Annotated in this window: 3 protein-coding genes and 1 pseudogene; 3 read left to right on the forward strand and 1 reads right to left on the reverse strand. The window is 65.1% G+C overall.

Going from position 1 to position 15,455, the window contains the following annotated elements; all coding sequences use genetic code 11:
- Nucleotides 1-850, forward strand: a pseudogene (locus IVB42_RS13685) (hypothetical protein); the annotation flags it as partial.
- A gap of 476 nt (nt 851-1,326) precedes the next feature.
- Here the strand turns inward: IVB42_RS13685 and IVB42_RS13690 are convergent.
- Entirely contained in the window at nt 1,327-13,872 is a 12,546-nt protein-coding gene (locus IVB42_RS13690) for a VCBS domain-containing protein (RefSeq protein ID WP_247470426.1), read from the reverse strand.
- A 945-nt stretch (nt 13,873-14,817) separates the two neighbouring features.
- Here IVB42_RS13690 and IVB42_RS13695 point away from each other — a divergent pair.
- Nucleotides 14,818-15,036 carry a hypothetical protein gene (locus IVB42_RS13695; protein ID WP_247369581.1) on the forward strand — a complete coding sequence of 73 codons (219 nt, stop codon included), beginning with the start codon at nt 14,818-14,820 and terminating at the stop codon, nt 15,034-15,036.
- Entirely contained in the window at nt 15,033-15,455 is a 423-nt protein-coding gene (locus IVB42_RS13700; RefSeq protein WP_247369579.1) for a hypothetical protein, read from the forward strand. Before IVB42_RS13695 ends, IVB42_RS13700 begins: the two co-directional genes overlap by 4 nt.

Raw genomic sequence — 15,455 nt, forward strand, 5'->3', positions numbered from 1 at the left:
GACGAGATGGTCCTTCGAATATCACACGAGCGAACGCACCCGCACCCCCTCCATCGACGAGATCGCACGCACCCTAGTCATTGCGGAGAAATTCACCCATCTCGCCGAGGGCGAGCACGAAACCTATCCTGGCACGCTCGGTGCGCTATGGGGCGTGTGTCTTACCGGACAGAGGACCGGCGCCTTTCTAAAGCTGCGCACGGATCGCCTCTACGATGCGGCAAAGGTCGTCCGACGCCTCCGGGGCTGGAAGATCGCGAATTGGACCGCCCACGAGATGAAGGGCGGAAGGGACGGCGGCAGGCCGCATTCGCTTCCGCTTCCGCCCGAGGCGCTCAAGATCATGCAAAAATACCACGCTATGTCTGGCGGGACGTCAAAGTGGATGTTCACGGGCCGTGACCCCAGGAAGCACATCACGCAATCGGCCCTGAATCTAGCGATGCATCGGCTCCAGGGCCGCGTATACGATCACACAGTCAAGCAGAAGCCTTCCCGCAAGGGCAAGCCTGGGCCAAAGCCACACCCCAAGAAGGAGCGCGTCGACCTGTTCGAGCTCTACGGCATCGATAGGTGGACCCTTCACGACTGCAGGCGAACGCTAACCACCTATCTTGACGACAAGCGGCTCGGTGGAGCGGCGACAGCCATTCTTGGGCACAAGACTTCGCTCGGCAATACCAAGGAACGCGAGAAGCTCGCGCCGGTGACTGAGCAGCACTACAGCCGCTCCCAGAAGATCGATCTGAAGGCGGAAGGGATGGCTCTGTGGATCAAAACGCTGCTCGCCGCCTACGTCAAAGAGAACCGCAAGTTCCGCGACTTGCGTGGCGACCGAAAAGCCGCCTAGAGACGGAGAGCCCGTCCCCTTCTGGGCTTCGGAAGCAAGATGGCGGAGAAAGTGGGACTCCCTCCCCCTATGCCCTAAACGCGCGAAAACCGCCGAAAAACAAGGGTTCCGATTAAGGCCGGTCGGGTTTTGTGACCACCGCGGTGTACCACCGATTCGGCTCTTCGGACCGTCAACCTGGGACAATTTGGAGGCGTTTGAGGATCACCCCACGGCCGAGTTCAGTCGGCTGTTCTTCGGGCCCTCGGCGATGATGGCTTGGAGTGCTCCGTAACCTTGCCGTTCGCCGCAACCATCCCGCTCTCCGGCCGGGTGCTAGGTTGGGATCGAACCACAAAACGGAAAAATGCGACCGATGGCGAACGTGAACGCCCGTCTCGCTCCATTCTGGTCGCGGCCCAGTTCGTCGCCGCCACCGGGCGTCGCCACGACGGCCGCCCGCGGCGAAGTCGGCAAACTTCAGACCTCGCGATCTGCTAAGCCAGCATGAAGTTCTGGTCGTGCAGCGTGCCGACGTAGCCGCTGACGTGGATCTCGATGTCGTGGGAGTCCATCAGGCCGTCGCCGTTGACGTCGATCTGAAGCGTGGCATTCGCGCCAGTCTGGTCGATGCGCGCTTCGGAGTGCGGCGACCCCGCGGAGCCGTCGAATGCAGCCGTGTCCATGAAATGGACCGGAGTGGCGAACTGCGCCGACATGCTCGCGAAGTTGAAGGTGTCGCTGCCGGCGTCGAAGTTGACGATGGTGTCGCCGGCTCCGGTCTGCGATTCGGCGGCGCCGGCGAAGTGGAAATTGTCGACGGCGGCGCTGGCGACGATGGTGTCGGCCCCAAGTCCGCCCGTCACCGCCGTGGTTCCGCTGGTGTTGCCGATGGTGATGTAGTCGTCGCCGGCGCTGCCGTTGACGGTCTCGGCGTTGACGACGGTGACGTTGTTGGCCTGGGCGGCGAAGTTGACGGTGTCGTTGCCGGCGGCCATGTCGATGATGGTGGCGAACGACTGCTGGGTGATGGTCAGGGCATCGTCGGTCGAGGAGCCGTTGACCTGGTTGATGTTGTACAGGTTGTCGAGCGAGTTCGACCCGGCGGCGAGATTGACCGTGTTGTTTCCCTGGCCGAGATCGATGGTGAGGCCGGAGACGTCGTTGAGCAGGGTCAGGGTGTCGTCCGAGGCGGCACCCGAGAAGTCGCTGCCGCCGACGCCTTCGACGCCGGTCAGGGAGACCGAGTTGGCGCCGTCGGCCATGTTGATATGGTCGTTGCCTCCGCCGAGGTCGATTGTGATTCCGGAGACGTCGTTCTTTAGGTTAATCGAATTGTCGGATGCGTCGCCGTTGATGAACTCCACGTTGGAAACGTGGAAGCTCAGGTATCCTTGCGTGAGGTTCAACGTGTCGTTGGTTCCGCCGCCGAGGTCGATGTTGATGTTGTCGTCCATGGTGCCGTATCCGCCGGTGACCGTCAGCGTGTCGTCGCCTGCGGTGCCGTTGATGTGCTGGACGTTGAAAACGTCGGCGAGCGTGTTGGTCCCGGCCGCCAGGTTCAGCGTGTTGTCGCCCTGCTGCAGGCTTACCGACAGGCCGCTGACGTCGTTGAGCAGCGTGACGGTGTCGTTGACCGGCGTTCCGATCCAGTCGTTGGTGTTGAGGTACTCGACGTTAGTCACGCTCAGCGAATTGACGCCGCCGGCCAGCATGAGGGTGTCATTGCCCGCGCCGAGGTCGACGGCGATGCCGCTGACGTTGTTGTTCAGCGTGAAGCCGTTGTCGAGGGCGTTGCCGTTGAGATGCTCGACATTGACCGCGCTCAGGACAGCGTATTGCGAGCCGATGGCGAGGACGTCGTTGCCGCCGCCGAGGTCGACGACCGGGCTGCTGCCCGGTTCGTAGATCGTGCCGGTCAGGGTCAGCGTGTCGTCCGACGCGGTGCCGTTGATGTGCTGGATGTTGAAGAGGTCGGTGAACGTGTTGCTTCCGGCAGCCAGGTTCAGGGTGTTGTCGCCCTGCGCCAGGTTGACGTTCATGCCGCCGATGGCGTTGTTGAGCAGCGTCAGGGTGTCGTTGACCGCGGCTCCCGAGAAGTCGTTGGAGGTGAGGATTTCGACGTTCGATACGCTCAGCGAGTTGACGCCGCCGGCCAGGGTTATGTCGTCGGTGCCGCCGCCGCCGAGATCGACGGTGAGACCGGTCGCGTTGGCGACCAGGTTGATGTTGTCGTTTCCGGTGGATCCGGTGACGTGTTCAACGTTCAAAAGGTTCAACTGGTAGAAGTTCGGCGAAACAAGGCTCACGGTGTCGTTGCTGCCGGCCCCGAGGTCGATCTGGTGACCGAAGACGTTGCTGCCGACCGCCAGGAAGTCGTCGCTGGCAGTCCCTGTGATCGTGCCGGCGCCGAGGTTGAAGGCCGAAATGTCGACCGGGTTGAGCGAGGTGCCGGAGTTCAAAAGATACGTTCCGTCGCTGAACTGCAGCACCTCGACGTTGGTGAGGGTATCGAGGCCGTCGCGGCCGCCGACGCTGTCGTTGACCGTGGTGACGCCGGTGGCGCCGTTGGTCGTGACCGTGTACTGGCTGCGGCCGCCGGTGAAGGCCGCCATGTCGGTGCCTGCGCCGCCGTCGATGGTGTCGTTGCCGCCTTGCCCGGTGAGGGTGTCGTTGCCGATGCCGCCAGAGATCGTGTCGCCGCCCCCTCCGCCGAACAGCAGGGCGTTGCCCGAGCCGCCGTTCAGGACGTCGGCGAAGTTCGAGCCCTGGACCGAGTTGACGCCGCTCAAGATGCTGTCGATGCCGATTCCGGCGCCGTCCGAAGCGGCGATGCTGTGGGCGTTGCCGGTGGAGAGATCGACCGAGACGCCGGACGCGGCCTGGGTGTAGGCGACCCGGGTGCTGCCGTTGCCGGTGATGACGTCGTTGCCGCCGAGGCCTTCGAACAGGTTGAAGGTTCCGCTGTTGAATGCGCCCACGCCGCCGACGAAGCCGGAGGCGTCGTAGGTGTCGGCGGACTGGCTGCCGGTGGCGCTGTTGACCCCGGTGAAGCTGTCGGTGCCGACGGAGACGTCGCCGCTCGCGGTGCCGGCCGCCAGATGGATGATCACGCCGGCGGCGGCGCTGCTGTAGATCATCCGGGTGTTGCCGTTGCCGGTGACGGTGTCGTTGCCGCCGAGCCCCTCGAACTGGTTGAAGCTGGCGTTGTTGCCGATGTTGAGGGCGCCTGCCGTGCCGAACGTGGAGGCGTCGTAGGCGTCGTTGAAGTTGGTGCCCTGGATCGCCTCGATCGAACGCAGCGTGTCGTTGCCCACCGAAGCGTCTCCGGTCACGGTGCCGGCCCCCATGTTGACGGTGATGGCCCCGGTCGAGAAGTAGATGTTGTTGTAGGTCGCAAGGTCGAACCCGCCGCGTCCGTCGATGGTGTCGTTGCCGCCGCCGCCGTAGAAGGTCTCCGTGGTGGCGGTCGAATTGCTGCCGCGCAGCGTGTCGCCGAACATCGAACCCTGGACGGCATTGACGCCGCTGAAGGTGTCGTGCCCGGTCGAGGCGTCGCCGTCGGCGGTGCCCGTACCCGCGACCGCGCCGGTCTGCAGGTCGACGACGACCCCTCCGGTCGCGTTGATGTAGGAAACGCGGGTGGCGCCGTTGCCGACGATGCTGTCGTCGCCGCCCATGCCGACGAACTCGTTGAAGGTTCCGTTCGACCCGGCATTGGTGCTGCCGCCGCCGAATCCGGTCGCCGTGTAGCTGTCGGCGAAGTTGGTGCCGCGCACGGATTCGATCGAGCGGAGGGTGTCGGTGCCGACCGAGGCGTCGCCGGTAAGCACGCCGGACGCCATGTCCACGGTGATGCCCGAGGTCGTGGCCTGGTCGAGCGCGTAGTCGGCGCGGTCGAAGCCGCCCCGCCCGTTGATGAGGTCGTTGCCGCCGCGGCCTTCGAAGACCTCGACGGTTCCGTTCGCGTTGGCGCTTCCCAGAAGGGTGTCGGCTCCTGCGGACCCGACCACACCGGCAAAACCGTTGCCGATCAGGGTGTCGGTGCCGACAGAGGCGTCGCCGGTGGCGGTGTGCGCCTGGAGGTCGACGGTGACGCTGCCGGTGGCGTTGACGTACGAGATCCGGGTAAGCAAGGCGCCCTGGCTGTTGATGCCGCCGGTGATGAGATCGTCGCCGCCACGGCCTTCGAATTCGTTGAAGCCCACATTGGTTCCGGCGACGCCGGTGTCGCCGCTGAACCCCGCCGCGGTGAAGGTGTCGGCGAAATCGCTGCCGACGATGCCCTCGATGGCGATCAGCGTGTCCGATCCGGAGCCGCCGGTCACGGTCCCTGCCGTCAGATTGGCCACGATGCCGGACGTCGCGTCCGTGTAGACCGCGCGGTCGAAGGCCTGGCCACCGTCCAGGATGTCGTTGCCGGCGAGCCCCTGCAGCCTGTCGTTGCCGCCGAGCCCCTGGATGGTGTCGTCGCTGGTCGTGCCGGTGAGCGTGTCCGGACCGCTCGTTCCGACCACGAGGGCGCCGCCGTTGACGGTGATGCCGATGGTCGTCTGGAACGAGAGGCCGCCGGCGTCGGTGGCGACGACCGTGATCTGCTCGGTTCCGGTGGTCAGGGCTCCTGCGACGACCAGGTTGCCGCCGCTGACGCCGAACTGGCCGCCGGCGTTGTCGGCAAGGCTGTAGGTGAACGTATCGCCGGCATCGGGATCCAGCGCGGAGAGAGCGCCGACGACGGTGCCGTTGGCCGTTCCCTGCGGAATGACCGTGTTCGACAGCGAGATGTCGGTCGGGGCTTCGTTGACGTTGGTGGTGGAGATCGCGAAGGTGGTATCGTGGGTGAGCCCGCCGGCATCGGTGGCGCGCACCGTGACCGAATGGGAAGTAGCCTGTTCGTAGTTGAGCGGAGCCGTGGCGACGAGGTTGCCGCCCAAGATCGAGAACAGGCCGCCGGCGTCGCTGACCAGCGTGAAGGTGGCGGTGTCTCCTGCATCCGGATCGAGCGCCGACAGGGCACCGACGACGGCGTTTGCGGCGCCGTTCTCCGCGACGGAGTTGTTCGACAGAACGACCGCGGTCGGCGCCTCGTTGACGTTGGTGGTGGCGATGACGAAGGTCCGGTCGACGGTGAGACCGCCGGCGTCGGTGGCGCGCACCGTGATCTGGTGCGACGCCGCCGACTCGTAATCCAGCGGCGCGGTGGTGACGATCTGATTGGCGACCAGGCTGAAGAGACCGCCGGCGTTGTCGAGCAAGGTGTAGGTGGCGGAATCGCCGGCGTCCGGATCGACCGGGGTCATGAAGCCGACGACGGTGAATGCCGGTGCGTTCTCGGCGACCGACAGGTTCGAGGCCGTGATGTCGGTCGGAGCTTCGTTGACGTTGGTGACGTCGATCTGGAAGCTCTTGCTGAAGGTGGCGCCGGCGGCGTCGGTCACGAGGATGCCGACCTGATGGGAGGCCGCGGTCTCGTAGTCCAACGGCGCCGTGGTGACGAGCTGGTTGCCGTTGACGATGGCGAACAGGGCGCCCGGGTTGCTCGTCAGCGCGTAGGTGGCGCCGTCGCCTGCATCCGGGTCCATGTCGGACAGCAGCCCGACGAGCGAGCCCGACGCGCTGTTTTCCGGCACGGTGGCGCCCGACAGCAGGATGTCGGTCGGGGCATGGTTCGGCGTGATGACGGCGAAGTTGGCGTCGCTCAGCGAGCCTGAGAGGCCGTTCATGAGGACGGTGATGTCGCCCGCCCCGATCGTGCCGTCGCCGTTGACGTCGATCTGCAGCTGCTGCTGTCCGCCGAAATTCGTCAGGATGGCTTCGGCCTGGGGCGCTGCCGGCGATCCGTCGAGGACGCCGGATGCCATGAAATGCACCGAACCGGCAAGGCCTGCCACGCCGTCGAGCAGGAACTGGTCGTGCGCGGCGTCGAAGTTGCTGACGCTGTCCTCGCTGGTGGCGGCGGAGGATTCCGAAGCGTCGGTGTAGCGGATGACGTCGTTTCCGGCGCCCGCCGTGATGAAGTCCGCGCTGCCGCCGCCGGTGACGGTGGCGCCGACGGTGCCGGTGACGGTGATGAAGTCGGTGAAGGCGCCGCCGTTGACGTGCTCGACGCCGTTGACGGTGACGCTGGAGAAGCCGACGAGATTCAAGGTGTCGTTCCCGGCGCCGAGATCGACGATGCTGCCGCCGGCGTCGATCATGGTCAGGACGTCGTCGGACGCTGTGCCGTTGACGTGCTGGACCCCGTAGGCGGTGATCGAGTTGGTTCCGGCGGCCAGGTTCAGGGTGTTGTCGCCCTGCTGCAGGTTGACGATCAGGCCCGAGGCATCGTTCAGCAGCGTCAAGGTGTCGTCCGAGGCCGGCACGGTGCCGCCGAAGACGTCGGCCGAGCCGACGCTCGAGACGTGGGTCAAGGCCAGCGTATTGGCGCCGGAGGCGATCTGCAGGCCGGAATTTCCGGTGCCGAGATCGACGGTCAGCCCATCCTGGTCGTTGGTCAGGGTGTAGAACGCGTCGGGCTGTCCGGTGACGACCAGGTGTTCGATGTTGTGGAGCGCGAAGCTGCCGTACTGCGCTCCGACGGAAAGCGTGTCGTTGCCGACGCCAAGGTCGACCGACATGTCGTTGTTCGGCGTGTAGACGCCGTTCGACACCGACAGGACGTCGTCCGAGGCGGTGCCGTTGATGCTGTCGACGTTGAAGAGGTTGGTGAACGAGTTCGCGCCGGCGGCGAGATTGAGGGTGTTGATGCCGTTGCCGAGGTTGACCGAGAGGCCGCTGACGTCGCTCAGAAGCGTGAGCGTGTCATTGGAGATGCTGCCGGGGGAAAAGTCGCTGCCGGTGAGGATTTCGTCGCCGATGATGCTCAGCGAGTTGACGCCGTTGGCCAGCACCACATTGTCGTTGCCACCGCCCATGTCCACGGTCAGGCCGTTGACGTTGGAGAGGAAGCCGACGAAGTCGTCGCCTCCGGTGCCCACCAGATGCTCGACGTTGGCCAGGTTGAGGTTGTAGCCGCCGGTGACGCCGAGCATGACGGTGTCGTCGGTTCCGGCGCCGAGGTCGATCAGATGACCCGAAAGCGTCTGGCTGATCTTGACGTAGTCGTTGTTCGAGCCCGTCGCCGCCGTCAGGGAATTCGCCTGGGCGTTGAAGAACAGCCGGTTGTCGGACAGATCGACCGGGCTCGCCTGCGTCCCCGAACCCACCAGGACGTTGGCGTTGTTGAATTGCAGGACCTCGACGTTGGTGAGCGTGTCGGTGCCGTCGCGGCCGACGACGCTGTCGGTGACCGTGGTGACGCCGGCGGTTGTCGAGATGTTGTACTGGGCCCGAGCTCCGGAATAGATCGCGACATCGCCGCCGGCGCCGCCGTCGATCGTGTCATTGCCGCCGTTGCCGACGAACATGTTGCTGCCGGCGTCGCCAATCAGCGTGTCGCCGAAGGCCGAACCGGCGACACTGAAGACGCCGGTGAAACTGTCTGTTCCGATGCCAGCCAGGTCCCCTGCGGCGGTGCCGTGGGCGGTGCCGAGCGAGAGGTCGACCGTGACCGCGGCCAATGCGTTGCCATAGATGACGCGGGTGTTGCCGTTGCCTGTGATGACGTCGTTGCCGCCGAGGCCTTCGAACTGGTTGAAGGTGCCGTTGTTGCCAATGTTGAGGGCGCCCGTGACGCCGTAGCCCGTGGCGTCGAAATTGTCGGCAAAGAAGGTGCCTTGAACGCCTTCGATCGAGCGCAGCGTATCGTGACCGATCGAACCGTCGCTGATACCCGTCGCTGTTCCGGCGGCAAGATTCACGGTGACGCCGGTGGTCGCCGTGGTGAGGCTGTTGTAGCTTGCAACGTCGAAGCCGCCGCGGCCATCGATGAAGTCGTCGCCGCCTAGACCGGTGAAGGTGTTGTTGAAGTTGCTTCCCAGCAGCGTGTCGCCGAAGGAGGACCCCTGAACCGCGTTCACGCCGGTAAACGTGTCGGTACCTTCGCCAAACGCCCTAGCCGTGCCGGCGACCAGAAGCGGATTGGCCGATACGGTCGTCCCTTGGAGATCGACGGTCACGGCGCCGGCCGCGTTGGTGTAGTTGAGTCGCGTGGCGCCGTTGCCGATGATGGTGTCGTTGCCGCCGGCTCCCTGGAAGTCGTTGAAGGTGCCCAGCGAGCCGATGTTCGCGCCCCCGGCGCCGAAGCCCGTGGCGTCGAACACGTCGTCGAAATTGGTTCCGCGAACGGCTTCCACTGCTACCAGCGTATCGGTGCCGATCGTGGAATCGCCGACGACGATGCCGGCAGCCAGATTGACGATGATGCCGGCGGTGGTCGCCGCATCGTTCGAGTAGACGGCGATGTCGTAGCCGCCCCGACCATCGATCAGATCGTTGCCGGCGCGTCCCTCATAGCTCTCGTATGTCCCCGGTCCATTGTTGCTGCCGCGCAGAATGTCGTTGAACCCAGAGCCGATGACGCCGGACACGTTGGTGAAGCTATCCTGGCCGACGGAAGCGAGATCTTCCGCAACGGTTCCGTTGGTTGCGTAGGCCGAGTGGGCCTGGATATCCACCGTGACGCCGTCGGTGGCGTGGAGATAGCTGACGCGGGTCAGGGCCTGGCCGGATCCATTGAGAAGGCCGGTGATCTGGTCGTTGCCTTTCCCACCCTCGAATTCGTTGTAGCCGACGACCGCACCGGCTACGCCGGTGACGCCGGCAAAGCCGGTCGCATCGTAGGTGTCGGCGAAGTCGGATCCCACGATGGCTTCGACGTTCACGAGGACGTCGCTGCCGACGGATGCGTCGCCCGTCACCGTCCCGGCGGCCATGTTCACGGCGATGCCGCCTGTGGCGTCGGTGTAGAGCGCCCGGTCGAAGCCGGTGCCGCCGTCGATGCGGTCGTTGCCTGCGTTGCCGGCGATGCGGTCGTTGCCGGCGCCGCCGAACAGCACGTCGGCGCCTTCTCCGCCGGAAATATCGTCGTTGCCTTCGCGCCCGTCGATGGTGTCGATTTCCGCCGTTCCGGTCAGGACGTCGTTGCCCGAAGTGCCGAACACGGGAGCAAGGACGGCCACCTGGGCGGCGGCGACCTGCACAGCCAGGGCAGCGGGGTCGGCGTAGTGGTCCTGGATCGCCGTCAGCTGGGCGGCGTCGGAGAAGTTGCCTGCGGCGGCGGCTGCCAGTTCCGTCGTGGCGGCGCCCTGTGCGACCTGACCGGCCTGGGCGATCTGCGTGACGGTGCCTGCCGCCTGGATGCTGTCGTTGGCCGCGCTGACCGTGCCGGTCACGACGTCGGCGGCCGTGCCGCTGACGCCGGAAGCCGCGACGATGTCGCCGACCGTTGAGCCTACGCTGAGGTCGATGGTGCCGTCGGGACCGACGTTTTTGATCGCTCCGGCGATGGCGTCGAAGACGCTGGAGGTGGCGCCGACCGCGGAAATCTGCGCCACGGTGCTCTGGACCTGGACGCCTGCGGACAGTACCGCCGTCGCCGCCTGATCGCCGCCGACGGCGGCCGAAACCGGGTCGTAGGCCGTGAGCACGATGCCGCTCGTCGATGTGTCGATGCCGAAGGCGGCGGCGACCTGCGCGGTCGCTTGGGCCGTGGTCACGTTGCCCACGGCGAGGGACGTGATCAAGGTCGTCAGCGGAGTGACGACGGTGGCGCCGTCGGGCGCCTTGAGCGTGCCGGTGAAGGCGAGGCCGGTGGAGATGTCGGTGCCGCCGGTCATGATCAGCGTGCCGTGGGGATCGTGCAGCGTGAAGCTGCCGTCGGCCGCGGTGATCGCGGATGCCTCGCCCGCCGTATAGACGCCGTTGCCGTCGGCGTCGGCGAACACGAAGGCTCCGGCGATGTAGCCGTCGACGGCGTGTTTAACGCTGTCGTTGAGACCTGCACCGACGTCCACCGTCATCGTCGCGGTCTGGATGGCCTGATGGCCGCCCTCGATCGAGGCAACGGAGACCTGGAGGGCGAGGCTCTGCTGATGCGCTCCCGACAGCGGAACGAGATGGAGATCGCCAAGGTCCGCCGCGGCGACCTCCCAGTGCCCGTCCTCGAACACGGTGCCGTGGTCGAGCTTGTAGCTGTCCGGAATGCCCTTGATCGTGATGGTGCTCAGCGCGCCGGCGTCGTCGACCAGATGGGTGTCGATGACGAGCGCGATCGGGGCATCGTCGGTGCCGGAAGCGTGGTGGGCGACGAGAAAAGGTGCGTCCTGGGTGCCGTGGATGGTGAAGGAGACCGGCTTCGTGGTGCCGTCGACCGAGGAAACGGTGAAGGTTTCGACCTTGACCTCGCCTGCGGCCAGGCCCTGCACCAGCGCATTGTCGACCGTGTAGGTGTAGTGGCCGTCGGAGGTGATGGTCATCTGACCGAGGGTGCCGACGGGGGCGGTCACCATGGTGCTGAACAGCGACTGGCCGGCGTCGGCGTCGGTCGCCGTCATCTGGCCCGAGACCGACAACGATGCCGCGTCTTCGGTGACGTCGTGAAGCACCGGGTCGCCGATGACGGCGGCGTCGTTGGTGCCCTGGATCGTGAACGAGATCACCTTGGGCGTACCGTCGACGGAATGAACGGTGAAGGTGTCGGTGCGCGTGTCGTTCGCGCCGAGATACTGAACGGCGGAATTGGCGACGGAATAGGTGTAGGTGCCGTCGACGGCGAAGGAGAGCGAGCCGAGGTTGTTGGCGTCGGCGACCGATCCCGGCTTGAACGACAACTGATATTGATCGACATCGGCGATGGTCAGTTGGCCGGTCGCGGACAGCGTCGCGCCGCCGGAATCCTCGGTGACGGTGTGGGTCACCGGATCGCCGATCACGGCCGTATCGTTCATGCCCTGGATCGTGAACGAGACCACCTTGCTGGTGCCGTCGATCGATTTGATCGTGAAGCTTTCGACCCGGAGGTCACCGGCACCAAGATACTGCACGGCCGAATTGGCGACCGAATAGGTGTAGGTACCGTCGCTCTGCAGCACGAGCGTGCCGAGGTTGCCGGCGCCGGGCGTCACGACGGTCTGGAACGCGGCCTGGCCGGCGTCCGGATCGGTGATCGAAATGTTGCCGGATGTGGTCAGATCGCCGGCAGGCGAGACGGCGCCGTCCTCGCGCACCAGGATGTGGTCCGGGTTTCCGATCGTCGCCGGAGTGCTCGCGCCGCTGCCGCCGTGGATCGTGAACGAGATCTGCTTCTGGGTGCCGTCGAGCGAGGTGACCGTGAAGGTCTCGACCTTGACGTCGGCCGCGCCGAGATACTGGGTCGCCGAATTGGCGACGGAATAGGTGTAGGTGCCGTCGGCCGCGATCGAGAGGTGGCCAAGGTTGCTCGAGGCCGATGCGACGGTGGTCTTGAACGCGGACTGGTTCTGGTCGGCGTCGGAGATGAAGAGGATGCCCGAGGCGGTCAGCGTCACCGGGGATGCGTTCTTGGTGACGTCGTGCTGGACCGGCGTGCCGATCACCGCGGCGTCGTTGGCGCCGTGGATGGTGAAGGACACCTGCTTCTGGGTGCCGTCGAAGGCGGTGACGGTGAAGGTCTCGGTCTTGACGTCGTTGGCGCCGAGATACTGCACGGCACTGTCGGCGACGGTGTAGGAATATGCGCCGTTGGCGGCGATGCTCAGGTGACCGAGGGTGCCGGCCGCCGCAGCGACGGCGACGGTCTGGAACGAGGACTGGTTCTGGTCGGCGTCGGCGATCGAAAGCACGCCGGCGGCGGTCAGGTTGCCGGCCGCGGAGACCCCCACGTCCTCGGTGACGTCGTGGACCACGGGTGCGCCGATGACGGCCGCGTCGTTGGTGCCGTGGATGGTGAAGGTGACCTGCTTCTGGGTGCCGTCGAGCGCCGTCAGGGTGAAGGTGTCGACCTTGGTGTCGCCCGCGCCCAGATACTGCACCGCGCTGTCGAGCGCGGCGTAGACATAGGCGCCGTTGCTTCCCATCACGAGCACGCCGAGATTGCCGTTGCCGGCCTGGATCGTCGGCTGGAAGGCGGATTCGCCCTGGTCCGCGTCGACGATCGAGACCGTCCCGGCCGCGTACAGGATCGGATTGGTGGCGTCCTCGGTGACGTCGTGGGCGGTCGGCGTTCCGATCACGGCCGCATCGTTGATGCCGTGGATGGTGAAGGAGACCTGCTTGGTGGTGCCGTCGAGCGAGGCGACCGTGAAGGTGTCGACCTTGGTGTCGCCGGCGCCGAGGTATTGCGTGGCCGCATTGGACACCGAATAGGTGTAGGTCCCGTTGGCGGCGAGCACGAGCCCGCCGAGATTGCCCGCGGCCGAGGTCACGGTGGTCTTGAATGCGGCCTGGCCCTGGTCGGCGTCGCTGATCGAGATCGATCCCGTCACCGAGAGATTCGGGGCGGTGGTGTCCTCGGTGACGTCGCGCTGGGTCGGCACCCCGATCACGGCGGCGTCGTTGGTGCCGTGGACGTTGAACGAGATCTGCTTCTGGACGCCGTCGAGCGAGGTGATGGTGAAGGTGTCGGTCTTGGTCTGGCCCGCGCCGAGATACTGCACGGCGCTGTCGGCCACGGAATAGGTGTAGCTGCCGTTGCTCTGCAGGACCAGCGTGCCGAGGTTTCCGGAGGCCGATGCGACGGTGGTCCTGAAGGCGGCCTGGTTCTGGTCGGCGTCCGAGATCGAGATCGAGCCGGAGGCCTTGAGGACGGGGCTGGTGGCGTCCTCGGTGACGTCCACCGCGCTGGGAGTGCCTATCACCGCCGCGTCGTTGACGCCGACGATGGTGAAGGCGACCTGCTTCTGGGTGCCGTCCAGGGACGTGATGGTGAAGTTTTCGACCTTGGTCTCGCCGGCGCCGAGGTACTGCACCTTGCTGTCGGCGACCGAGTAGACGTAGGCGCCGGCGGCGGTGATGGAGAGCGTTCCGAGGTTGCCGGAAGCCGCGATCACGGTCGTCTTGAAGGCCGCCTGTCCGGGGTTCGCATCCGAGATCGAGATCGTCCCCTGTGCGGTCAGGGTCTGCAGGCTGGTATCCTCGATAACATCGTGAACAGTGGGCGCACCGATGACGGCTGGTGAATTAGGCATGGCAATTCCCCCCGAAAAGAGCTTGGTCGGCTGATCATAGCCAGGCTGTGCCGGATAGGCCGTAGCGACCAAAAATGGATGACCCGGGCTTCCCCCAGACTTAAATTCGCGACGCAACTGGATAGTTATAAAATAGGTAGTCGAGGCTTTTATGAGCAGCAGAACATTCGCGTCAAGCACGAAGCACGAGAAGCATGTGCGAAGTTAGTCGCAATCGGATTCATCGTAATGAAGTACGATTAATTGCTGCATCGCAACTGCGATGTAGCACCGAGGTGGGACGCTAAGCGCCCGGCGCGCAGAGTCGGCGGGCAGCACTTCCGACTCCCGTAGAGTTACGGGCCAGACATTTGCAATCCTTTCGCGGTGATCATCCGGAAGGTACTCACGGAAACTAATGGTCGCTAATGTCGCGCACGGGCGCGAAGATCCTTTTCAGTCGTTGCGCTCCCAGCGAACCCTTCGCGAAGCAAAGCCCGGCCAAGACCAAGGGAGATCCAAGGCGCTGCTGCTCAAGTTCGATTGTGTGGTCAGGCGATGAAAGCCCGCTCACATGTTTTTGGAAAACGTCCGGGGCATGCACCATATTGACGGGAGCGAGGGTCCGCTCGCTCACTTTATCGGTCTTCTCAGAAGGAAGGTCTACACGCCATCGGACTAGTGTTTCAAGCCAGCGAGCAAAAATGCGGGCCGGTCACTATACGTTCGGCTACGATCCCCAGCCGAGAAATGTCCACGTGACAGAGCCGCCATCGCTTTAAATCAGACGCGCCAGCGCAGTCGTCGTTCGATTCTGAAAGATTTCGGTCATCTTGCTCTTCTTGCTGCACCGTCGCTCCGGGATCTGCAGCGCAGGGACCGCAATTTCCACGGAGCTTAACAGGCCTGAATCCCCAGACCGACAAAACCGACGTAGGATGGGCTTTTCCCTTGTGGGGGCACCTCATGTTCGACACGGAAACTACCGCGCTTTTGCGCGCGGTCCTCGATGAAGTCTGCGAAAGCGTCTCGCACCGCGAGATCGGAGCACGTACGCACGTCGCATCGAAGATCCTGGAAGCTGCTACCCAAGGCGAGGTCTCTCCCGAGGGGCTCACGCGGGTTGGCCGCGACGCCCTGTCCCGCGCGCCACGATGTGGTCCTGATCGCGCGGGGCGGGTGTGAATTTCCAGGTGACGGTCCTCAAGATCCTGGTGAGCTATCCGGATGGCTTCGCCGTCATGGAGGACCTCAAGCGGGACATGGCCATCCTGGCGACCAGTGGTCGCGATTGGGCGGACCGGACCAGGCGCCTCGCCGCCCGGGTGCCGGATCTCGACATCTTTTCACACGGGCTGGTCGAACGCATCAGCGGCGGATGGCAGATCACGGCGAAGGGACGAGCGGTGCTCGAGTTCATGGAAACCCGCCCCGCTACGCCCGAACCGATCCAGGCGCCGTTGGTCGAGGAGGCTGCAGCTCCGATAGTCGCTGCGAGCCAGCTTCCTCCGCTGCGGCAGCCCGTTGATCGAGCAAAGCGGCGGCGCGAACGCCGCGAACGTCGGCGCGAGGCGCGCGAACGAGCAAGGGCCAACGCGTCCTGA

Source organism: Bradyrhizobium sp. 45 (genome assembly GCF_023073155.1).
GTDB classification, from domain to species: domain Bacteria; phylum Pseudomonadota; class Alphaproteobacteria; order Rhizobiales; family Xanthobacteraceae; genus Bradyrhizobium; species Bradyrhizobium canariense_D.